The organism is Mesorhizobium sp. M2E.F.Ca.ET.219.01.1.1 (genome assembly GCF_004016445.2).
GTDB lineage: Bacteria > Pseudomonadota > Alphaproteobacteria > Rhizobiales > Rhizobiaceae > Mesorhizobium.
The window spans coordinates 1,238,659-1,259,804 of record NZ_SADT02000002.1 but is presented as its reverse complement, the minus strand read 5'-3'; the positions used below and the strand labels follow the sequence as shown (position 1 = coordinate 1,259,804).

Genomic DNA, 21,146 nt, shown 5'->3' with positions numbered 1-21,146 from the left:
TGAATAGTGTTGGCAATCCATGCCCAATTATATCGCCTGCTTAGGCGAGTATATGCATCTCCATTCGAAGAGAAGGAGCTTTCGCTATGTCCACCCGTCCCATTGCCCTCATCACCGGCGGCAGCCGCGGCCTCGGCCGCAACACTGCGCTTCACCTTGCCCGCAAAGGTGTCGACGTCGTCCTCACCTATCGCTCGCGCGCCGATGAGGCCAAAACTGCCATTGCCGAAATCGAGGCGGCCGGCGGCCGGGCCGCGGCACTTGAGCTCGACACCGGCACCGTCGCCAGCTTCCCGGCTTTCGTCGCAGCGCTGAAGAAGACGCTTCACGAGACCTGGCAGCGCGACCGTTTCGACTATCTCGTCAACAATGCCGGCACCGGCCTGCGCAAGCCGATCGCCGAGACGACGGAAGAGGAATTCGACACGCTGATGAACATCCATCTCAAGGGCGTGTTCTTCCTCACCCAGGCGCTGCTGCCGCTGATCAACGACGGAGGCCGCATCATCAACGTGTCGAGCGGGCTGGCGCGTTTCTCGGTGCCGGGCTCGTCCGCCTATGCGATGATGAAAGGCGGCGTCGAGGTGTTCACGCGCTACCTCGCCAAGGAGCTTGCCGGCCGCCGCATCACCGCCAACACCGTCGCGCCCGGCGCGATCGCCACCGACTTCAATGGCGGCCATGTGCGCGACGACGCCGAGATCAACCGGGTCGTGGCCGGGATGACCGCGCTCGGCCGCGCCGGTGTCGCAGACGATATCGGGCCGATGATCGCCTCGCTGCTCTCCGAGGACCATCGCTGGGTCAACGCCCAGCGGATCGAAGTATCGGGCGGCATGAACATCTAGGTGATCGTCATGTGACCTGACGGATCAGCCCTTCGAAGCCGTCGGCGAGATTGGCATTGCCGGCGGCGATGAAGCTCGACAGGTTCCGGGCGCGGCCGGGCGTCTTGTTGGCATCGAGCAGCACTGCCCTGCCCTCATGCATGACGAAATCGAATTTTCCGTAATCGAAGCCCAGCTTGCGCCTGAGCGCGCGAAGCTCGTCCGGTACCGGAACCGCCTCGCGGCGGATGGTGTCGTCGCCCTTGACGAGGCTCTGCGGCGAGACGTGGCGGGTGCAGCGCTCGCGCTCGCCGCAAAACAGCCAGAACCGGGCGCCGAAGCCGTCGGGCTCCGGCTCGGGAATGAACTTTTCGACAACCAGATCCTGGCGCTCGAACGCCGCCACCGGAACGTCGGCGAGCGAGGCATGGACCTGGTATTTGTCGAAAGGCTCGACGCCGGAAAACGGCTCCGGCCTGCCGGCGCGCCGCGCGCGCCGATTCAGCTGCTCCTCCGGCGTTCCCCAATGATTGAGGCTGCTCTTGACGATGACCTGCCCCTGCCAGGGATCGTCCCGGCCGATCGCGGCGCCGCTGACGCGACGTTTCGAAATGTCAGCGGCACCGAGGTTGAGGCAGAAGGGAAAACGGCGGGCATAGTCGACATAGTCGGATGGCGTCACGGTCACATCGAGATGCAGCACCGCGACATCGGCGGCCGGATTCGCGGATGTGCCTTTCAATATCTGCACCGAATGGCCGCGGCGCCTCAGCTCTTCCAGCAGGTCGAAGAGCATGTACGGGCTGTCGCGGCGCAGCAGCAGACCGCGCCGGCTCTGAAAGCGGTCGAACTCATGTGTGATAACTGCGATACGCGCCATGGGCCCCCTTGGTTTCCACGTGACTGTCGCGTAATCGACAGGTCGCGTGGAACCGGGGGGTTTTGCATGACTGAACATTGGAATGCAATTCGCAGGCACTGGCAGTTGCTCGGCCCGCCGCTGAGGCCGCCACCCGAAGTCGTCCAGGCCTATGACCGCGAGCTCGAGCTTGGCCGATCGCATGTCGTGATGCTCGGCGTGACGCCGGAGCTCGCCGGGCTTGGCGCCGCAATGACGTCGGTGGACGAGTCCGCCGATATGATTGCCGGCATCTGGCCGGGCGATACCGACACGCGCGAGGCGGTGAGAGGCGACTGGTTCGATCTGCCGTTCGGCGAGGCAAGCGTCGAGGCCCTGATCGGCGACGGATGCCTTTCGGTCATCGGCGCCGCCGATCTCAGGCGCAGGCTGTTTGCGTCGATCGCACGTGTGCTGAGCGCAGACGGGCGCGCCGCCGTCAGGCTTTACGCCTCTCCCGAAACCCGCGACGAACCGCAGGCCGTCCGCGCCCTGGCGATGGCCGGCGGGGTCTCGACGTTCCACGAGCTCAAATGGCGTGTGGCCATGACTGCGACAGGCGGCGCGCCTGATTACACGATACCGGTCAGAAGCATCCTGGAACAATTCGACAGGATTTTTCCCGACCGCGAGGAGCTTTCAGCGCGTACCGGGTGGGAGTTGCCGGTTATCGGAACCATCGACGTCTACCGGAACTCGCCGGCCATCTACAGTTTTGCCCCTGTCGCAGCGCTCATCGAGGAAGCCAAGACCTTCTTCGATGATGTCCGGCTGGCCTCGACCGGCACATACGGGCTCGCCGAGCGCTGCCCGCTGCTGGTGATGCGGTTGCCGAAGCGGCGGACCTAGCAGGCGAAATTGCTGGTCCGCAGCTCGCGGCAGCCGTCGCATTTCCGACCAGGGCTTCGCCCGAGAAAATTTCGCGCTGCCTGCCCCTTGCGCGCGCCTTGACTCTCGAAACCCACCGGCCTATCTCAGCGCCACGTTAGCACTCGCCCTAGGTGAGTGCTAACTCATATCCGGCGGCCTCGCCGGATGGAGGAACAGTTCTCACCGTTCTCATTCGAGGAAGACAACATGGCAAAGTCCAAGTTCCGCCCGCTTCATGACCGCGTGGTCGTTCGCCGGGTCGAATCCGAATCCAAGACCGCCGGCGGGATCATCATCCCGGATACGGCGAAGGAGAAGCCGCAGGAAGGCGAGATCATCGCCGTCGGCTCCGGCGCCCGCGACGAAAGCGGCAAGCTCGTGCCGCTGGACGTCAAGGCCGGCGACCGCATCCTGTTCGGCAAGTGGTCGGGCACTGAAGTCAAGCTCAATGGCGAAGACCTTCTGATCATGAAGGAATCCGACATTATGGGCATCATCGGCTGAATTTCGGCCTCTCCATCAACTGAGTTTTCGGGCTCTTCCCGAGCCCCTGTCAGGAGCTAACCATGGCTGCAAAAGACGTAAAATTCTCCCGCGACGCCCGTGAGCGCATGCTGCGCGGTGTCAACATCCTCGCCGACGCGGTGAAGGTCACGCTGGGCCCCAAGGGCCGCAACGTCGTCATCGACAAGTCGTTCGGCGCCCCGCGCATCACCAAGGACGGCGTCACCGTCGCCAAGGAGATCGAGCTCGAGGACAAGTTCGAGAACATGGGCGCCCAGATGGTCCGCGAAGTCGCTTCGAAGACCAACGACATCGCCGGCGACGGCACGACCACCGCGACCGTTCTCGCCCAGGCGATCGTGCAGGAAGGCAACAAGGCCGTTGCCGCCGGCATGAACCCGATGGACCTCAAGCGCGGTATCGACCTCGCCGTCGGTGAAGTCGTCGCCGCTCTCGGCAAGGCCGCCAAGAAGATCAAGACCTCCGAGGAAGTCGCCCAGGTCGGCACGATCTCGGCCAATGGCGATGAGTCGGTCGGCAAGATGATCGCGGAAGCGATGCAGAAGGTCGGCAACGAAGGCGTCATCACTGTCGAGGAAGCCAAGACCGCCGAGACCGAGCTGGAAGTCGTCGAAGGCATGCAGTTCGACCGCGGCTATCTCTCGCCCTACTTCGTCACCAACGCCGACAAGATGGTCGCCGATCTGGAAGACGCCTACATCCTGCTGCACGAGAAGAAGCTCTCCAACCTGCAGGCCATGCTGCCGGTCCTGGAAGCTGTCGTTCAGACCTCGAAGCCGCTGCTCATCATCTCGGAAGACGTCGAAGGCGAGGCCCTGGCCACGCTGGTCGTCAACAAGCTGCGCGGTGGCCTGAAGATCGCCGCCGTCAAGGCTCCGGGCTTCGGTGACCGCCGCAAGGCCATGCTGGAAGACATCGCCATCCTCACCGGTGGCCAGGTCATCTCGGAAGACCTCGGCATCAAGCTCGAAAACGTTGGCCTCAACATGCTCGGCCGCGCCAAGAAGGTGTCGATCTCCAAGGAGAACACCACCATCGTCGACGGCGCCGGCAAGAAGGCCGAGATCCAGGGCCGCGTCGCCCAGATCAAGCAGCAGATCGAGGAGACCACCTCGGACTACGACAAGGAGAAGCTGCAGGAACGTCTGGCGAAGCTCGCCGGCGGCGTTGCGGTGATCCGCGTCGGCGGTGCGACCGAAGTGGAAGTCAAGGAAAAGAAGGACCGCGTTGACGACGCTCTGAACGCGACCCGCGCGGCCGTGGAAGAAGGCATCGTCGCCGGCGGTGGCGTGGCCCTGCTGCGCGCTTCGGCTGCCGTCAAGGCTACCGGCGTCAACTCCGACCAGGCTGCCGGCATCAACATCGTGCGTCGCGCGCTGCAGTCCCCGGCCCGCCAGATCGCGTCGAACGCCGGTGCTGAAGCCTCGATCGTTGCTGGCAAGATCCTCGAGAACAAGGGCGCGACCTTCGGTTTCAACGCCCAGACCGGCGAGTATGGCGACATGATCGCCATGGGCATCGTCGACCCGGTCAAGGTCGTGCGCACGGCTCTCCAGGACGCTGCCTCGGTCGCCGGCCTGCTCGTCACCACCGAAGCCATGATCGCCGAAGCTCCGAAGAAGGAAGCTGCCGGCGGTATGCCGGGCGGCATGCCCGGCGGCGGCATGGGTGGCATGGGCGGCATGGACTTCTAATCCAGGCTATCCAGCGAGTGCATACGGAAAGGGCGGCAGCGATGCCGTCCTTTTTGTTTGAAACCGAAAAGCCGGCCCGACGCGCGTCGCGGATGGCAAAATCGTCGAGGCGATGGGCTACGTCAAAGGATAGGCCCGGAGCGGAAAGGCCGCACTCAGGCCCAGCCCGGAATTCCGCCCCGCCAAGTTAGGACTCCGGGCATTCGCGACCTACGAGACCACCCTATTGAGTTTCACGAAGGTCTTCGGGCTGCGCTGGATGGTCTGGAAAATCACGCAGTAGCGATCGGTGAGCTCCATGAGTTGGGTCAGCCGGCTCTGCTCGACATCCGACTCGATGTCGAAGCGCAGGCGGATCTCCTTGAAGCCAACCGGCACGCCTTCCGTGACGCCAAGCGTGCCGCGCAGGTCGACATCGCCCTCGGCGGAGATTTCCGCAGACTTGATCGGGATCTCGAGCACGGCTGCAGCCGCCCGCATCGAGACGCCGGCGCAGGCGATCAGCGCCTCCAGCAACATGTCGCCGGAGCAGAGTTCCTGGCCACTGCCGCCGGCCTTGGGATGGATGCCGGCCAGCGCAAGTCCGCGTCCGGTCTCGACCTTGCAGGTCACCCTGGTGTCATCAGCGCTTCCCTTGGCCTTCAGGGTGAGAAGCGCGGCCCGCGCGTCCTTGCGATAAAGATCCTTGATCGGCTCCTGCGTGGCGCGAAACGTCGCGATATCCATTGCTGTTCTCCTGTCGTGAATTGCGGTTGCTTGAAATCGTCGGTCATCGTCCGGACCTATTCCGGGACCGCGATGCCGGAGCCGCCGAGCTCAGCGGGAAAATCCTTCAGCTTCGGCAATCCGTCCTTCATCGGCAGAACCGTCTCGGCGTAATTGACGTGGACCCCCGGCGTGAACTCCACCGTCGGTATGGTGGCGGCATAGACGTCGACCAGCCCGAGCGGCGGATGGTCCGTCATCAGATGACCGCCGCATTTGGTACAGAACTGGCGGTCGCTCATCTCGGACTTCTTGAAGCCAGAGAGAAACTCCGCGCCCTTGGTGACCTTGACGTTGCCGGGCTTCCACAGCGTGAAGGCATTCACGGGAGACGCCGACCACGAACGGCAGGAACTGCAATGGCAGTAACCCATCGCCTCGGCGGTTCCGTGGACTTCGATTTCCACGGCGCCGCAAAAACACCCGCCCTTATGTACTGTCATGACTTTCGTCCTTTCTTTCGTTGCGTTCGATTGCGCGGAGCGTGCAACAGAAGACAGCTCTCGGCGCCCGTTGGGGTTTAAAGCTTCCGGCCTGGGACGGAATGACGGGCCGTCCGCGTTAGTTGACAGCGCGTCCGGAACTTGAATGGGATGTCGCGCAACTGGCTTAGCGGGACATGGGTGGAATGGCCGGGGACGCTCTGTCTGACCTTTTGAAAACGGTGCGCCTCACCGGTGCGACGTTTTTCGACATCGAGGCCCAGGATCCGTGGGCCATCCGCTCGCCGGCGCCGTCCTCGATATTGCCGAGGATATTGCCGGGCGCGGACCACCTGATTTCCTACCATGTGCTGACGGAAGGCCGCTGCTTTGCCCGCATCGTCGGCCAGGAGGCTATCCCGGTGGAAGCCGGCGAGGTCGTGGTCTTCACGCACAGTGACCCGCATATCATGTCGAGCACGCCGGACCTGCGGGCCGAGCCACCGACTGCGGATGTGCTGGAAATTGCCGCGGCCAGCCAACAGCCTTTCCCCATCAACTACGTCAAGGAGGGATCGCTGTCGGCGCGGCTGGTCTGCGGCTATCTCGCCTGCGATGCCCTGCCCTTTAATCCGCTGCTCGAGACGTTGCCGCCCGTCATCAAGGCCGGCGACGTCAAAGGCGATGGCGGCTGGCTCGGCCAGTTCATCAGGCTGGCGGTCTCGGAAGTGGCCGAGAAGCGGGCCGGCAGCGAAACGGTACTGACCAAGCTCAGCGAATTGATGTTCGTCGATGTGCTGCGCCGCTATGTGGAATCGCTGCCGCCGCAGCAGACCGGCTGGCTGGCGGGCCTGCGCGATCCGCATCTGAGCAAGGCGCTGGCGCTGATCCACGACCGGCCGGCCCACAACTGGACGGTGGAGGCGCTGGCCAAGGAGTCCGCGCTGTCGCGCACAGTGCTGGCGGAGCGCTTCACCAAGATCGTCGGGATGCCGCCGATGCACTATCTTGCCAAATGGCGCATGCAGATCGCCTCGGAACTGCTCAGCGCCGGCAGCAGCAACGTCGCCAGCATCGCAGCGGACATCGGCTATGAATCAGAAGCCGCGTTCAGCCGCGCCTTCAAGAAGATGCTCGGTGTCCCACCCTCGGCCTGGCGGCTGGGGGTCCGGGCCGCGTCCGGCTCCGGAAGCGATGAGGCTTCCGAAACCGGGAGCGCATTGGCTAGTTAGCGATCGGCCAACGCCAGCTTGGCGCCGAGCATGACGAAGGCGCTGGCGAAGGTGCGGCGCATCCAGGTCAGCACCTTCGGTCGCGACACGATATGGCTGCGCACCGAGGCCGCGAAGACGCCATAGATGGCGAAGATGACGAAGGTCATCAGCATGAAGACGCCTGAGAGCTCCAGCATCCTGGCGAAAGCATGCGGCTCGGTGGCGCTGACGAATTGCGGCAGGAAGGCGAAGAAGAAGATCGACAGTTTCGGGTTCAGCACGTTGATCAGGATGCCGGTGGTGATGGTCCTGGCAGTCGATCGCGGCGCGGCGTCCTCGTCGATGCTCAACCCACCCTTCTCCTTCAGCGTGTTCCAGGCCATGTAGAGAAGGTAGGCGACGCCGAGATATTTCAGCGTCTCGAAGGCAACGGCGCTGGTGTGCAGCACCGCGGCGAGGCCGGTAATGGCGGCCGCCATATGCGGGATGATGCCCAGCGTGCAGGCGAAGGCGGCGATGACCGAGGCACGCGCGCCGCGCGAGAGGCCGGCGCTCAGCGTGTAGAGGACGCCGGTGCCGGGCGAGGCCACGATAATCAGCGACGTCAACAAGAATTCGATGCTCATGCGTTTCCTCCGGGCCCTGCCTGGCGGGGAAAGGTACCGGGAGGCGTCGGGTGAGGCAAGCGGGGCGCTTTCCTCGCCCCCATGAATGGTGGAGCGGTGGCTCGGCAAAGCCGAGACGGAGGGGGGAAATGGCGCCGCCCTTGAAAGCAATCAGAGGGAACTCGCCAGCGTCGCAGCCCCCTCTCCGGCCGCTACGCGGCCACCTCTCCCCCTTTGCGGGGGCGAGGAACTAGCTTACCGGCAGGCCATGCGCCGCCCTTGCCATCAGGCAGTCGTCGCCGCCGGGCATGCAGGCGCGGCAGACATCGGGGCGAATGTCGTAGATGCCGCAGGCAGTGTGCTTGCCGACCTCGCCGGTGAGCGCCGAGCAGCGCGCACCCTCGCAGCGCATGCCGGACAGGTCAGCCGACACAAATTTCTCCGGAATGCGGTCGAGTTGCGCGTCCTCCTCGGTCGAGAAGCGCGGCCAGTCGGCCGAATAGGCGCAGCAGGCGCCGCAGCTCTGGCAGTCGAACACGGCCGCGCCATCGCCTGCCGGCCAGCCAGGATCGACCGCCGTAGCGGACGGCCAAGGCAAGCGACTGCGGTCGGCCTCGTGCGGCATTCCTCTACTTCTTCCTGGTCTTGCGCGGCGGCTTCTGGGGCGGCTGCCCGAGGAGATCGACGTCGAGCGGTTTGTCGGCTTGCGGCGCGGCGGCCGGCTTGGCCGGTTTCGTGGCGGCGGCCGGAGCCGGCGGCTGCTCCTTGGCGGAAAATTTGATGGCCATGTCGATCCCTGAAAAGCGTCGGTGACTCACGTCGCGGTCGACCGGTCCTAGCACACAATCGGGCAAGCGGAACGGAAAAGACCTGCGATTGCCGACGATACCGATCCGGTCGTGACGTCTGCGAACAGACGTCAATTATTTTGCCGAGTTAGGGAACCGCCGCCGGAGCCGGGCGTTGTTGCAATGCCGTCAGCAGTCGAAAGAAGGCTAACGGCACAAGGACGCCTCCCGCGCCATAAAACGCGCGAGAGGCGTTCTTTTTGTGTGCCGCCTACATGATCACGCTCAACATCGGCAGGATTTCATAGCGGAAGCCGCGGCCCGAACGCGCGACCGGATCGCCGTCGGTCACCGCCCTCGCCTCCGCTTCGCTGCCGGCACGCAGGATAAGCAGCCCCCAAGGGCCGGCCGGATCGGCGACCGGGCCTGCCATGATCATGCTGCCTTCGCGCAGCTTCTCGCGCAGATAGTCGGCATGCTGGCCCATCAACGCCCTTTCCTCTTCCGTCATGGTGAAGGCGAAATCCGGCCTCGGCGGGATCAAACGGCAATGAAAGATCTTCGACGCCATGGCTTCACGCGGTGCTTCACTGCTGGCCATCGCTCCTTCTCCGAAAGCTATTGCCGCCGGCCGCCCACCGGGCGGATCCGCTGCACAAATCCCACGAAACGTTACACCTTCTTGCGGAATAGCTCTATTCGTCCGGCCCTGGCTCGGGCCAGGGCTCCTTGGCGGCTTCGGCATACCAGTGGAGCATCGCTGGCGTTGCAAGCACCGCGTCGACATAGGCGCGGGTGACGGTCGCCAGCTCGCCGCCATAGGTGTCGAAGCGCGTGACCACCGGCGCATACATGGCGTCGGCCGCGGTGAAATGGCCGAACAGGAACGGGCCGCCTTGACCATACAGTTCGCGGCACTGGCGCCAGATCGCCTCGATCCTCGCCCGCTGCGCCTCGCCCTCGGCATCGAGCGGCTTGTGCGATTTCGGCCGGCGCAGGTTCATCGGCCAGCCGTAGCGAACCTCGCGGAAGCCTGAATGCATCTCGGTCGCCACCGAGCGCGCAAGAGCGCGGGCGCCGATATCCTGCGGCCACAGTTTCTTCTCAGGGTAGAGGTCAGCAAGATATTCAAGGATGGCAAGCGTTTCCCAGACGATCCTGCCATTATGATTCAACACCGGCACAAGCCCGGTCGGCGACACCTTGGCAAGGTTGGCCGCGGTCTCCGGCGTGCGCAGGCGCACGAAGCCCTCCTCGAAGGGAATCTCCAAGTGCCGCATGGCCACCCAGGGCCGCAGCGACCATGAGGAAAAGCATTTGTTGCCGATATAGAGGGTGAATTCCGCCAAGACTGTCTCCTGATGATCAATTCGCTGCGGCCATCGTGATCGCCGGCGGCCTGATGCCGGCGCGAGCCTGGATCGCGGCGACCGCCGCGCTTATGTCGGGATTGGCCTCGAGCGCCTTGCGGCCAGCTCCGATCAGGAGGTCGACCTGATCCACCGGCAGGTGAAGCCTGGTCGGAATGTCGTTCAGCTTCGCCTCCGTCGCAGGATCGGCATCGGCGAAAGAGAGGTGCTGGACGACGAGGTGGACATCGCGGCAGTTCCAGCCGCCCGCCGAACCGCGATAGGCGGAAACGGTGGAGCCTGGAAGGCCGCAGCGAAAGCGTACCAGCTCGCCTTTCCATTGCGAGACGGCGAGCCTCAACGCATCGAATTCATCGCGCACCGAAGCGGCGAGCGTGGTGCTTGTGGTAAGGTCAAACAGTTCGCTCGCCTTCGGTCCGTGCAGCTCCTTTACCCAGGCCTTGTTTGAGCCGCTGCCGGCATCGACGACGATGAAGATCAGCGTGTTCAGGCGCACGGCTTCGGACGGCGACAGCGGTCCGTAAGGAGTGCCCGCGGCCGAGCGTTCGAGCGTGAAGCCGGTGACGCCGATATTGTCGGTCAGGCCGCCGTCGAGCAGCTTCACATAGTCGTGCGGGCCGGCGTTCTGGTAGGCGTCGAGCGCCCCGGCATAGGCCTTGAGCCGCAGCGAGGCGTTGCGGTCGGCGAGCGCGTGGCTCAGCCACCCGGGCCGGTGGTAGCCGCAATCGGGGCTGGTCGCCGCGACCACGATTGGCGCGAAGACGACCGGAAAGGCGGCCGACGCCGCAACCCCATCGGCCAGTCTCACCTTGTCGAGATCACTGCACAGCGCCGCAAAGGTGTCGTAGGTGAAAAGGAAGGGCGTGCGGTTGTAGATGTCGGAAGCGTTGATCCAGACGATCGGGCCGTTTGGCCTGTGGAGCGCCTTGAAGGTCGCGCCGTCGAAGAGATGGTCGTTCAGCCATTTGGCGAAGCCGCTGCGATCGTTGACGCCGCCATAATAGGCGCGCACGAGATTGACCGGCGAGACCGCTTCCCTGAGGTCGGCTTCCGCGTTCTGGATCAGGAAGCGCTCGCGAAAATCCTGGTAACCGCCCCTGCCCTTGTAACCGAAATAGGCGGCGGCAATGGCGCCGCCTGAGGCGCCGGAAATCATTCGGATGTCGTCGACCAATGTGCGACGTTTCGGCCGCTCGTCGATGACGACATCGTCCAGCGCTCGCAGCACGCCATAGGAAAAGGCCGCGGCCCTGGCGCCGCCACCGGAGAACGCCAGTCCAACGACAGTCGACCCATCATCGGCAGGATCGGGAATGTAGGTGGGCGACGAGTGGCCGGCTTCCTTGGTCAGCGTGTTGATCGGCCCGACATCGTCGGCGACGCAGCCGGCAACGGCCATCAAAACTGCGACAAAGGCCACACGAAGACGCAAACCCGGCTCCCCAGGGCTGCCCTCTCCCGCAGCCGCGGCGAACCCTAACCGGATTGCCTTGCCCGATGCAACCTCGCCGCGAAAGCACCTTGATGACAGGACCACCAAGACCGCCGCGAGGCGGCCATTTCATGTCTGGAATTGCCTGGCCAAGGCGTTGGTGAAAACGATCTCGCCATGGTCGCCGGCCGCCTCGCCCAGCACCACATCCATGTTATCGGCCGTGACACGCGCCAGAGCGAAGCCGCCCATATAGGCCGCCTTCGGCTTGACGAGATCGAGGCCGTCGCGCTGGTAGATCATCGGCACTTCATGCTGATGGCCATGGAACACGGCAATCACATTGTAGCCCTTGATCGCGGCCAGCAACGCCTGGCGGTCGGCTTCGCCCCACCAGTGCGGACGGCCGGCGCCATCGTCGTCATAGGTGCGTTTCACCGGATCCCAGCGCTCGGTCGAGAAGGTGTCCCAACCATAGTGCTGGAAGATGAGCACAGGTCGGCCATCGCCGGCGTAGGTGGCAAGGTCCTGCTTCAGCCAGGGCAGGCTGCTCGGCACACCGTGGCCGGTGTCCCCGGCGAAGCGGTGCGTCTGGACGAGATGCAGGCCGCCCCAGTCCCAGGAATAGCAATCGGTATCGACGTCGTATTCGGTTGCCGGCACCGGCGGCTTGAAGAACACACCCGGGCGATGGTTGACCTCGACATAATCTCGCAATTCGCGGCGATACCAATCGACATGCGGCGGCGAACCGTTCTGGTCGAGATCGTGATTGCCGAGCCCGACATAAACCGGGATGTGGACGCGGTCCGGCCCAACGCCTTCCTGGTAGCGCTGGGAGAACTGCAGAAGCTGCGTGCCCTCGCTGGGCTCGGTGACCTGGCCGCCGCCATCGTCGGTGATGTCGCCGCCGGTGGCGAGTCCAAGCGGCGTGCCGATGCGGATACCGGCCGAATGCAGGCCGGTCGCAACGCCGTTGATCTCGGCCGGCCACTTCTTGTCGGCAATCGCGTTCAGGGCCGCGACATTGCGCAGAAGGGCTGCATCGGTCTTGCCCTCCTGCAGGCAGTTCGGGCTGAGGCCGCTCGCCATGCGGCAGGCATGGATATCGGCGATGAAGAGGAACGTGGCGTCGATCGGCTGGATGCGCTTTCCGGTCTGGCCGAAGGCCACGCGAGGAAGAGCGCAGGCGGCGGCGAGGACTCCCGTCCGGGTGATGAGGAGACGGCGTGAGATGGTTGCTGGCGAGGGACGTTTCATCGTCATCCGATTAAACATTCTCGCCCCGCCTCGTCCAGTTCAATGCCCGGCCCGCGCCTGGAGACTTTTCACGCCAAGGCATGAAAAGCTCCTGGGTCGACAGCGCGGCGGCGGTCTGTCATTGCTTCGGTACATGCACCCAGGGGAGGAAGGCATGAAGATCTTTACAACCGGCATGGTGTTCGCCATGCTCACCTTCGCCGGCGCCGCGCGGGGCTCGGACTGCGTCGACGCAAAGTCCGCCAAAACCGGCTTCATGCTCGAAAAGGCCGGCATAAGCAGCGAGTTCCGGCCGGCGCCCGGCGGCATGGTCGCGGTCGCCAACAAGTATCAATCGGATTCGCCGCAGACACAGTATCTTTATGCCGGGCTGATTGAGGTGTTCCGCGACAGCGACACCGGGCGGCTGTCGATGATCCCGCTCGGCGACTTGAAGAAGCTGTTCCCGCTGAAGGCGGGCGCGAAGAGCAAAACCGAATTCGTGCGGCTGTCTCCGAAAAAGGCGCCGCAGGGCACAGAGACGCTGGCGCTCACCGTCAAAGGCAAGGACACCTACAGGCTCGGCGACTGCAAATACAATGTGCTCGTGGTCGGCGAAACGATCAGCGGCGACAATGGCAACGTCATCGACACCTTCACCGCGCTCTATTCGCCGGACCTGCAGGCGGTGCTGGCGCGGCGGTATGATGAGGGGACAAGCGCGCAGAGCGAGGTGGGGTTCGAGAGGATCAAGCCGCTGGCGCAGTGAGGCGCTTTCGGCCGACTGCAAACTGCCAGCCGGCCGGGCATCAGCCGCGTCGCGACGCCGACCGCTGCTATGGCTGAACGGTGAACTCCGTCCACATGCCTGTCGCGAAATGACCGGGGACGTTGCAGATGAGCACGTATTTGCCGGGTTTCAGGTTCACGGTAAGCGTGCCCGAAGCGCCAGGGTCGAGTTCGGAAACCTCTCCCTTGTCACCTGACTTGTCTTCGTCAACCCTGTTCTCGTCGGAAATATAGGGAAGCGGGTCCTTGGGATTTGCCAGATACATCACGATCATTTCGTGGATGGTATCCTTGGAACTGTTCTTCACCTTGAACGTGACGTTGCCGGCCTTCACCGTCGCGGGCTTGGCCGTTATCCCCATGGTTGCCTTCGACATATCCGCGCCCGACATTCCGTAGGCGAAACCTGTGGTCATGGGCACGTTCGCCCCTTTGTCCCACAGCGAAACCTGAACCGTGGCGGCGGCTTGAGCGGCACCAGCCGTCGCAACAGTCGCGGCAAGCCCTACCAACGCATTCCTGACAAGCTTTTTCACAGCAAAACTCCTCCGGCAGACACCGGTGGAACCGACACCGGCAACCGACCGCTCCCTGCCATGGACCTAGCCGAACGGTGCCTGCATGGTTGCACCGCCGGCCGCACCCGACCTTGCGCTGGATCAAACCGATATGCTGAATAACATGGACAGTCGGCGAATGACTTGGACCCGACTACCGGATGTGGTCGTTCCCGAAGGCTTGGCCGATGATTGCAGCCACGAATGCCGGGTCTTCCCAGTGCGGATTGTGGCCGCAATCCCGCGCCCAGACCAGACGCGATCCGATGATTGCCTGGGCCAGCGCCTGCTGGTGCGCTTCGCCGAAGAGCGGATCACGTCCGCCGGCGATGATCAGCGTCGGGACACGCAGGGCCCGCGCCGCCGCGGTCAGATCGGTGCGACGGACTTCTTCGAGAATGGCGCGCCAGCGCGCCGCCGGAATCGCGGAGGCGTCTTTCGCAAGACCGGCGAGAAAAGCCCGCGGCACGTCCGGCTGGCAGGCATGCCACCAGTCATAGAACGGATCCGACGGCGAGATCGGGTCGCGCAACGCCGCCACGCCGTCGATCAGTTGGTGATGCGATCCGAACTCGGGCTTCAGTGTGCTGGCCAGGATCACCAGCCCACCGATCAATTCCGGATATTGCGCGGCCAGCACGATCGACACCATGCCGCCCAGCGAGTGCCCGACGACGACCGGCCGGTCGAGCCGCAGGCGCCGGATCAGGCCGGCAATGTCCTCGGCGAAATCGACGACACTGCACCCCTCGCCCGCATTCGAGGCGCCGTGGCCGCGCAGATCCGGTATGATCAGCCGGCGCCCGGAAAGATGCGGCGCAAGCAGCGAAAAACTGCGGCTGGTGTCGGTGAAGCCATGCACCAGGACAAGTGGCGGCTCCGAACCGGCGACCTCGACATAGGCGAGGTCAAGGCCGCCGACATCGACGATCCGCTTGCGCCCAGACCATTCGGCCTGCTCGATCCCTTGCTCCTCTGGCTCCGACAGCGCCTGCCTCACAGTCCGAGCTTTTCCTTGACCGCGGCGAGGCCGGGCTTGCCGTCGAAAGTGGTGACGCCGGCGAGCCAGGCGTCGAGGCGATCCTTGTGCAAGGTGATCGACTTCAGTGCGCCCTCCTCCGGCTTCATACCGTCATTGATGAGATAGCCCATGCCGACATTTTCCATGTCGATGTCGAAGGCGAGGTTCTTCAGGAATTGCGCCACGTTCGGACATTCCTGCAGGAAACCCTTGCGCACCTGCGTCGTGACGGTGGCGGCGCCGAAATTCGGACCGAAGAACTTATCGCCGCCGGTCAGGTACTTGAAGTCGTACATCGTATTCATCGGATGCGGCGCCCAGCCCTGGAAGACGATGAACTGCTTCTCCTTGATCTCGTAGCCGACCTCCGAGAGCATGCCGGCTTCGCTCGATTCCACCACCTGCCAGCCGTTGAGGCCGAATTGCGGATCGGCGATGGCGTCCATCATCAGCTGGTTGGAGCCCGGCTCGATGCCGTACATCTTCTTGCCGAACTTGTCGGCGAATTTGTGCAGGTCGGACAGGTCCTTGACGCCGGCGTCCCAGACATAGGTCGGCACGGCGAAAGTGTATTTGGCACCGACCAGATTGACCCGCACATTCTCGATCGAGCCGTCCTTCTTGTAGGGCTCGTAATAGGTGACCATGGCCGGATCCCAGTAGCCGAGGAACAGGTCGAGATCCTTGTTCTTCATGCCTTCGTAGATGACGTTGATGCCGAGCACCTCGCTCTGCGGCTCGTAGCCGAGGGCCTGGAGCAGGACCTTGGCCACGCCCGTGGTGAAGGCCAGATCGTTCCAGCCGGGCTCGGCCATGCGGACCGTTTTGCAGCTCTCGGCCTCTGCGGCCCGGGCCGCCTGGGAAGCCATCATTAGGGCCGCGAGACAGACTCCATTCGCAAGCACGCGCAACATTCCGGTTCTCCTCATTTTCGATTGTTTGACCTACTGGTCATTTTATTGTCCTATTGGTCAATCATTGATCTGAACGGGCGAAGATGTCAACATGGATTCGCCATGCATGGATCGGTCCAGTGAAACTGACGCGTCTCAGCGACATACGCCGCAAGGAGTTGCGGCAGGCGGCGTTCGCCGTTCTGGAACGCGAAGGCATCGCCGGCGCGACGCTGGAAAAGGTCGCGGCCCAGGCCGGGGCTTCGAAGGGCATCGTGCTGCATTATTTCCGCAACAAGCAGGAGTTGTTCGAGCATGCCATGCGCGAGGCGAACGCCGTGCTCTGTCGGGCCGTGGTCGCCCGGCTTCAGCGGGCGCGGACGCCGATGGAACGGCTGGACGCGGTGATCGAGGGCAATTTCGAGGAGCACCTGTTTCTGCCGCCTCTCTGCCATGCCTGGCTGTCGCTCTGCGCCGAGGTGCCGCGCGACGAGAAGCTGGCGCGCATCCAGAAGGTGATCCATGCGCGCATGCGCTCGAACCTGTTGTCCGGCCTGCGCGGCCTGACGTCGCCCGAACTGGCCGACGAGATCGTGCTTGGCGTCACCGCCTTGATCGACGGGCTGTGGCTCAGGCTTGGCCTGCAGCCGGGCAGCGTCACGCGCGAGCAGGCAGTGCGCCAGGTCAAGGACTTCGTCGCGGGGCGGCTGGCGCTACGCCAGCCCGCGCCCGTCGGGCTGGCCTCGGCGGGATAAAGTTCATACCGAGCGACAGGCCGCCGGGTGGATGTCGGGCTATATGGCGGGGTGAGGTTGACCGCTCAATGGGCCGTCCCAGTCCCTGAACCCGAGCTTTGCCACCTCGTCGAGGATTTGCCCGCGGATCCAGCGATGCGGCGGCTCGTCATCGCGGCGGGCGTGCCAGTACATCCTGACCGCCGGCGACGGTATCGGGATCGGCGCCCGATAGATGCCGATCGGCAGGGATTTTGCCGCCGCGACCGCGAACTGCGTTGGGACAGCGGCCAGATAAGGTCCGCCCGCCACAGCCAGCGCCACCGCCTGGAAGTGCGGCAAGGCGACCGTGACGCGGCGTGCCCTTCCCATCCTGGCCAGCGCGTCATCGGTGAAGCCCGACATCGAACCGTCGATCGAGCGCAATGCGTGCGGCAGCGCGCAAAAGAGGTCGAGCGGCACCTCTTCGCCCTCGCCGATGCCCGCTTGCCTGAGCGCCTCATTGTCCTTCGCCGCGATGATGGCGAAGGGCGAGCCGAACAGCGCCACGCTCGAGACCCATTCCGTGACCTCCAGCGGACGCTCGAGCGCCACGTCAATTTGATCCTCCTGAAGCAATTTCGAGACGTCACCGATGGCGCTGTCAAGAAAGCGGAACGACACGCCGGGCGCGATCGCCGCGATGCGCGCGGCAAAGGGCGGCATCAGCAGCATGGAAAAGAAATCCGCTCCCATGAAGGTGAAGGTCCGCTCCAACCTGGCGGGATCGAAATCGGTCGCCGGCTGAAAGGCGCGCTCGATCTCACGCAGCGCCGCGCGCACCGGCTCGGCCAGGCTTTCGGCGCGCGGCGTCGGCATCATGTCGTTGCCGCGACGGACAAACAGCTGGTCGTTGAGCGCGTGGCGCAAGCGGTTGAGCGCGGCGCTCACGGCCGGCTGGCTGAGGCCGATCTGCTCGCCGGCGCGCGTCACGCTCTTCTCGCGCAGAAGTGCGTCGAGCACCCGCACCAGATTGAGGTCGAGCGCGTTCAAATTCATCGCATCAATCCGCCCCATACGATCATTCGATTTCCCTCGCCGGCTCGTCCTTGCTTAGGTCACCGTCGAAAAGGAGAGCAATGATGACAATGATCAACACCACCATCGCAGGCAAGGAACTCCTCTGGTTCAACAACACGCTTGTCGCCATCCAGGTTTCGTCGGCCGACGGCGAGGATGGCATCTGTGTCATCGAACACCGCCAGCCCTACGGTGATTCCGCGCCGCTGCACGTGCACCGTAATGAGGACGAGGTGTTTCATATTCTTGAAGGGCGGATACGTTTCGTCGTCGACGGCCGCGAGCGGATCGCCGGCGCGGGCGAGACGGTGCTCGCGCCGAAAGGCCTGCCGCACACCTACAGGGTCGAGTCTCCAGAAGGCGCGCATACGCTCACGGTCACCTGCGGCTCTGATTTCGAGACGATGGTGCGCAAGGCCAGCCGCCCCGCCGAACGGCCGGACCTGCCGCCGTTGGCGGCGCCGACGCCGCAGATGATCGAGATGCTGACCAGGCTGTGCGCGGAGAACGGTATCGACATTGTCGGGCCGCCGCTGGGGTGAGCCTTCCCTTCAACCGATTTGCATCTTCCTCGCCCGCAATCTCCGCTTGATGCCGTTTGTGCAACGCGATACGCCCTTGCCCAAATCGACAGACCGGAGACTTGCCGTGAGCGCTGAAAAGACCAGAACCGAAACCGATACGTTCGGTCCTATCGAGGTGGCGGCCGACCGCTATTGGGGCGCGCAGGCGCAGCGCTCTCTGGGCAATTTCAAGATCGGTTGGGAAAAGCAGCCGGCTTCGATCGTGCGCGCGCTCGGCATCGTCAAGCGCGCCGCGGCCGAAGTGAACATGGAGATGAAGCGGCTCGATCCGGCAATCGGCAAGGCGATCGTCGAGGCCGCGCAGGAAGTCATCGACGGCAAGCTCAACGAGCATTTCCCGCTGGTGGTGTGGCAGACCGGCTCCGGCACGCAGTCCAACATGAACGCCAACGAGGTGATCTCCAACCGGGCGATCGAGATGCTCGGCGGCGTCATGGGTTCGAAGAAGCCGGTTCATCCCAATGACCATGTCAACATGAGCCAGTCGTCCAACGACACCTATCCTACGGCAATGCACATCGCCTGCGCCGAGCGGGTCGTGCATCATCTCATCCCCGCCCTGCACCATCTGCACAAGGCGCTCGACGCCAAGGCGCGGGCCTTCAACCACATCATCAAGATCGGCCGCACGCACACGCAGGACGCCACGCCGCTGACGCTTGGCCAGGAATTCTCCGGCTATGCCGCGCAGGTCGTCTCGTCGATCAAGCGCATCCAGCAGACGCTGCCCGGCCTGCAGGAGCTGGCGCAGGGCGGCACCGCCGTCGGCACAGGCCTCAACGCGCCGGTCGGCTTCGCAGAGAAAGTCGCGGACCGCATCGCTTCGATCACCGGCATTGCCTTCGTCACCGCGCCGAACAAGTTCGAGGCGCTGGCGGCGCATGATTCCATGGTGTTCTCGCATGGGGCGATCAACGCGGCCGCCGCGGCGCTGTTCAAGATCGCCAACGACATCCGCCTGCTCGGCTCCGGCCCGCGTTCGGGCCTTGGCGAGCTGTCGCTGCCGGAAAACGAGCCGGGCTCCTCGATCATGCCGGGCAAGGTCAATCCGACCCAGTGCGAGGCGCTGACGCAGGTCTGCGTGCAGGTGTTCGGCAACAATGCGGCGCTCACCTTCGCCGGCAGCCAGGGCCATTTCGAGCTCAATGTCTACAATCCGCTGATGGCCTATAACTTCCTGCAGTCGGTGCAGTTGCTGGCAGACGCCTCCGTCTCCTTCACCGACAATTGCGTGGTCGGCATCGAGGCGCGCGAAGACAACATCAAGGCCGCGCTGGAGCGTTCGCTGATGCTGGTGACGGCGCTGGCGCCGACCATCGGCTACGACAACGCCGCCAAGATCGCCAAGACGGCGCATAAGAACGGCACGACCTTGCGCGAGGAGGCCTTGGCCACCGGGCTGGTCAGCGAAGCTGACTATGATCGGCTGGTGCGGCCGGAGGACATGACGCATCCGGGGTAAAGGGCCCGACTATCGCGAGGTCGTCATCCAGGGCGAAGCAGGAGCGAAGCTCCGTCGCGGAGACCCTGGAATCCATGCCGTTACTTCGGGCGTGGAGCACAGCGGAGCAAAACCTGCACCGCAGCGGCTGTGTTGACGTCGCGGCATGGATCCTCGGGTCTGCGCCGCGTCGCTTCGCTCCTTGCTTCGCCCGTGGGTGACGAAGTGACTAGCGTTTCGGCTACTTGCCGAGCATTTTGCGGTAACAAAATTTGCTTTTCCAGCCCAATCCCGCGACACGATTTTCGCGCGCGACCGCCAATCCCGAAAACATATATCCTGTGAACAATGTGTCGCCACATAGGCGGCTTTTGGTGAACAGTATCCATCGTCTATCTGACTGGGCATTCAACCCATTCGGAGAACCGCCATGTCCATCAACTCTTCCGTCGCCGGCAACGGCACCGCATCCAACAGCTCCACCACGATCCTGCTCGGCCGCATCCTGCTTGCGGTCATCTTCCTGCTTTCCGGCTTCGGCAAGCTTACCGCCATTTCCGGCACCGCCGCCTATTTCGGCGCGCTTGGCCTGCCGGTGCCGACCGTGACCGCCGTTGTCGTCGGTCTGATCGAACTGCTCGGCGGCCTTGCCATCCTCCTCGGCTTCCAGACCCGAATCGCCGCCTGGGCGCTCGCTATCTTCACGATCGCCACCGGGCTCGTCGCGCACACCGGCTGGGCCGATCAGATGCAGATGATCCAGTTCCTCAAGAACCTCGCGATCACCGGCGGCTTCATCCTGCTCGCCTCCTCGGGCGCCGGCGCTTATTCGATCGACGCCAAGCGCGGCTGATCCTTCTTTCCTCCCAAGCCCAAACTCAAAAGCGGCGCGGAATTTTTCGCGCCGCTTTTTCGTTGCAGGCGTAGACTGCGCCGCAGCCGGCATCAGCCGGACCGGGCCGGCAAGGGAGGTGGCCAATGTCTCGCAATGCGTTGCTTCTGGTCTCGCGGCTGCTTCTCGCAGCGCTGTTCATACCGTCGGGGTTCCAGGCGCTGACCAATATCGGCGGTACGATCAATTATTTCGCCGGGCTCGGCCTGCCTCTGCCGACCTTAGCGGCTTGGGGTACCGGCCTGTTCGAATTGATTGCTGGGCTCTTGATCCTCGTCGGTTTCCAGACTCGGATCGTGGCGCTGCTGCTTGCCGCCTTCTGTATCGTCGCAGGCTTCATCGGCCATTACGGCCAGGGCGGTGACGATGCGACACTGGGCTTCCTGCACCGGCAGATGCTGATGAAGGACATCGCCATTGCCGGCGGCTTCCTGGCGCTCGCCATGGCGGGCGCCGGCGCATGGTCGGCCGACGGGCGCGGCTTTGGGATCAGCGCTGAGGTGACCTGAGTCGAGAGCGGCCTATTT

The 21,146-nt window shown here is 64.0% G+C and carries 25 protein-coding genes; 11 read left to right on the top strand and 14 right to left on the bottom strand.

The window, feature by feature from the left end:
- The first annotated feature begins 86 nt into the window (after window positions 1-86).
- Entirely contained in the window at window positions 87-848 is a 762-nt protein-coding gene (locus EN862_RS16980) for an SDR family oxidoreductase (protein WP_127865413.1), read from the top strand.
- A 7-nt stretch (window positions 849-855) separates the two neighbouring features.
- On the opposite strand, the gene EN862_RS16975 is transcribed toward EN862_RS16980, so the two are convergent.
- Entirely contained in the window at window positions 856-1,707 is an 852-nt protein-coding gene (locus EN862_RS16975) for a hypothetical protein (RefSeq protein ID WP_127865412.1), read from the bottom strand.
- Between the two features lie 66 nt (window positions 1,708-1,773).
- Between EN862_RS16975 and EN862_RS16970 the strand changes: the two genes are divergently transcribed.
- The 3 genes from EN862_RS16970 to groL all read left to right on the top strand — a co-directional run bounded on the left by EN862_RS16970 (window position 1,774) and on the right by groL (window position 4,814).
- Window positions 1,774-2,574, top strand: coding sequence for a methyltransferase domain-containing protein (locus EN862_RS16970; RefSeq protein WP_127865411.1), 801 nt, complete (start codon window positions 1,774-1,776; stop codon window positions 2,572-2,574).
- A 228-nt stretch (window positions 2,575-2,802) separates the two neighbouring features.
- Window positions 2,803-3,099, top strand: coding sequence for a co-chaperone GroES (gene groES, locus EN862_RS16965; protein ID WP_010915433.1), 297 nt, complete (start codon window positions 2,803-2,805; stop codon window positions 3,097-3,099).
- 62 nt (window positions 3,100-3,161) lie between these two features.
- The gene (gene groL / locus EN862_RS16960) at window positions 3,162-4,814 is read left to right on the top strand and encodes a chaperonin GroEL (protein WP_127865410.1); all 1,653 of its coding nucleotides are present in this window, start codon (window positions 3,162-3,164) and stop codon (window positions 4,812-4,814) included.
- Window positions 4,815-5,024: 210 nt separating this feature from the next.
- Here the strand turns inward: groL and EN862_RS16955 are convergent, their stop codons facing one another.
- Both EN862_RS16955 and EN862_RS16950 read right to left on the bottom strand, forming a co-directional pair.
- Window positions 5,025-5,540 (bottom strand): OsmC family protein, encoded by a 516-nt coding sequence (locus EN862_RS16955; RefSeq protein WP_127865409.1) that lies wholly within the window; start codon window positions 5,538-5,540, stop codon window positions 5,025-5,027.
- Window positions 5,541-5,596: 56 nt separating this feature from the next.
- Window positions 5,597-6,022, bottom strand: a complete 426-nt coding sequence (locus tag EN862_RS16950) for a GFA family protein (RefSeq protein ID WP_127865408.1) — start codon at window positions 6,020-6,022, stop codon at window positions 5,597-5,599.
- A gap of 185 nt (window positions 6,023-6,207) precedes the next feature.
- Between EN862_RS16950 and EN862_RS16945 the strand changes: the two genes are divergently transcribed.
- Entirely contained in the window at window positions 6,208-7,233 is a 1,026-nt protein-coding gene (locus tag EN862_RS16945) for an AraC family transcriptional regulator (RefSeq protein ID WP_189401230.1), read from the top strand.
- Here EN862_RS16945 and EN862_RS16940 read toward each other — a convergent pair.
- From EN862_RS16940 to EN862_RS16915, 7 genes are all read right to left on the bottom strand, one after another.
- The gene (locus EN862_RS16940; protein WP_127865406.1) at window positions 7,230-7,841 is read right to left on the bottom strand and encodes a LysE family translocator; all 612 of its coding nucleotides are present in this window, start codon (window positions 7,839-7,841) and stop codon (window positions 7,230-7,232) included. The two genes, EN862_RS16945 and EN862_RS16940, sit on opposite strands and share 4 nt — an antisense overlap.
- Window positions 7,842-8,070: 229 nt before the next feature.
- A complete protein-coding gene (locus tag EN862_RS16935; protein ID WP_127865405.1) occupies window positions 8,071-8,445 on the bottom strand; it encodes a YkgJ family cysteine cluster protein in 375 nt (124 codons plus the stop codon).
- 4 nt (window positions 8,446-8,449) lie between these two features.
- Entirely contained in the window at window positions 8,450-8,608 is a 159-nt protein-coding gene (locus EN862_RS36220) for a hypothetical protein (protein ID WP_167498607.1), read from the bottom strand.
- A 271-nt stretch (window positions 8,609-8,879) separates the two neighbouring features.
- Window positions 8,880-9,209, bottom strand: coding sequence for a YciI family protein (locus tag EN862_RS36855; protein ID WP_245519611.1), 330 nt, complete (start codon window positions 9,207-9,209; stop codon window positions 8,880-8,882).
- A 94-nt stretch (window positions 9,210-9,303) separates the two neighbouring features.
- Window positions 9,304-9,957 carry a glutathione S-transferase family protein gene (locus EN862_RS16925; RefSeq protein ID WP_127865404.1) on the bottom strand — a complete coding sequence of 218 codons (654 nt, stop codon included), beginning with the start codon at window positions 9,955-9,957 and terminating at the stop codon, window positions 9,304-9,306.
- Window positions 9,958-9,973: 16 nt separating this feature from the next.
- Window positions 9,974-11,377: a patatin-like phospholipase family protein gene (locus EN862_RS16920; protein WP_127865500.1), complete on the bottom strand. Its 1,404-nt coding sequence runs from the start codon at window positions 11,375-11,377 to the stop codon at window positions 9,974-9,976.
- 162 nt (window positions 11,378-11,539) lie between these two features.
- Entirely contained in the window at window positions 11,540-12,670 is a 1,131-nt protein-coding gene (locus EN862_RS16915) for a metallophosphoesterase (protein ID WP_189401359.1), read from the bottom strand.
- 154 nt (window positions 12,671-12,824) lie between these two features.
- On the opposite strand from EN862_RS16915, the gene EN862_RS16910 reads away from it, so the two are divergent.
- On the top strand, window positions 12,825-13,418 hold the full coding sequence (locus tag EN862_RS16910) for a hypothetical protein (protein WP_127865402.1): 594 nt from the start codon (window positions 12,825-12,827) through the stop codon (window positions 13,416-13,418).
- Between the two features lie 67 nt (window positions 13,419-13,485).
- Here EN862_RS16910 and EN862_RS16905 read toward each other — a convergent pair whose 3' ends face one another.
- From EN862_RS16905 to choX, 3 genes are all read right to left on the bottom strand, one after another.
- Window positions 13,486-13,974, bottom strand: a complete 489-nt coding sequence (locus EN862_RS16905) for a sulfocyanin-like copper-binding protein (protein ID WP_245519610.1) — start codon at window positions 13,972-13,974, stop codon at window positions 13,486-13,488.
- A 175-nt stretch (window positions 13,975-14,149) separates the two neighbouring features.
- Entirely contained in the window at window positions 14,150-14,995 is an 846-nt protein-coding gene (locus EN862_RS16900; RefSeq protein ID WP_189401227.1) for an alpha/beta hydrolase, read from the bottom strand.
- Complete coding sequence (gene choX / locus EN862_RS16895) at window positions 14,992-15,930, bottom strand: choline ABC transporter substrate-binding protein (protein WP_127865401.1); 939 nt, start codon at window positions 15,928-15,930, stop codon at window positions 14,992-14,994. The genes EN862_RS16900 and choX overlap by 4 nt, the downstream gene beginning before the upstream one ends.
- An 83-nt stretch (window positions 15,931-16,013) precedes the next feature.
- Here choX and betI point away from each other — a divergent pair, with 83 nt between their 5' ends.
- Complete coding sequence (betI, locus tag EN862_RS16890) at window positions 16,014-16,664, top strand: transcriptional regulator BetI (RefSeq protein WP_127865400.1); 651 nt, start codon at window positions 16,014-16,016, stop codon at window positions 16,662-16,664.
- Between the two features lie 39 nt (window positions 16,665-16,703).
- On the opposite strand, the gene EN862_RS16885 is transcribed toward betI, so the two are convergent.
- Window positions 16,704-17,681 carry a LysR family transcriptional regulator gene (locus tag EN862_RS16885; protein ID WP_127865399.1) on the bottom strand — a complete coding sequence of 326 codons (978 nt, stop codon included), beginning with the start codon at window positions 17,679-17,681 and terminating at the stop codon, window positions 16,704-16,706.
- An 89-nt stretch (window positions 17,682-17,770) separates the two neighbouring features.
- Here EN862_RS16885 and EN862_RS16880 point away from each other — a divergent pair, with 89 nt between their 5' ends.
- The 4 genes from EN862_RS16880 to EN862_RS16860 all read left to right on the top strand — a co-directional run bounded on the left by EN862_RS16880 (window position 17,771) and on the right by EN862_RS16860 (window position 21,128).
- Window positions 17,771-18,244: a cupin domain-containing protein gene (locus EN862_RS16880; RefSeq protein WP_348632078.1), complete on the top strand. Its 474-nt coding sequence runs from the start codon at window positions 17,771-17,773 to the stop codon at window positions 18,242-18,244.
- Window positions 18,245-18,350: 106 nt separating this feature from the next.
- The gene (fumC, locus tag EN862_RS16875) at window positions 18,351-19,748 is read left to right on the top strand and encodes a class II fumarate hydratase (RefSeq protein WP_127865398.1); all 1,398 of its coding nucleotides are present in this window, start codon (window positions 18,351-18,353) and stop codon (window positions 19,746-19,748) included.
- Window positions 19,749-20,157: 409 nt separating this feature from the next.
- Window positions 20,158-20,580: a DoxX family protein gene (locus tag EN862_RS16865; RefSeq protein ID WP_127865396.1), complete on the top strand. Its 423-nt coding sequence runs from the start codon at window positions 20,158-20,160 to the stop codon at window positions 20,578-20,580.
- Window positions 20,581-20,705: 125 nt separating this feature from the next.
- Window positions 20,706-21,128, top strand: a complete 423-nt coding sequence (locus EN862_RS16860) for a DoxX family protein (protein ID WP_127865395.1) — start codon at window positions 20,706-20,708, stop codon at window positions 21,126-21,128.
- Window positions 21,129-21,146 lie beyond the last annotated feature (18 nt).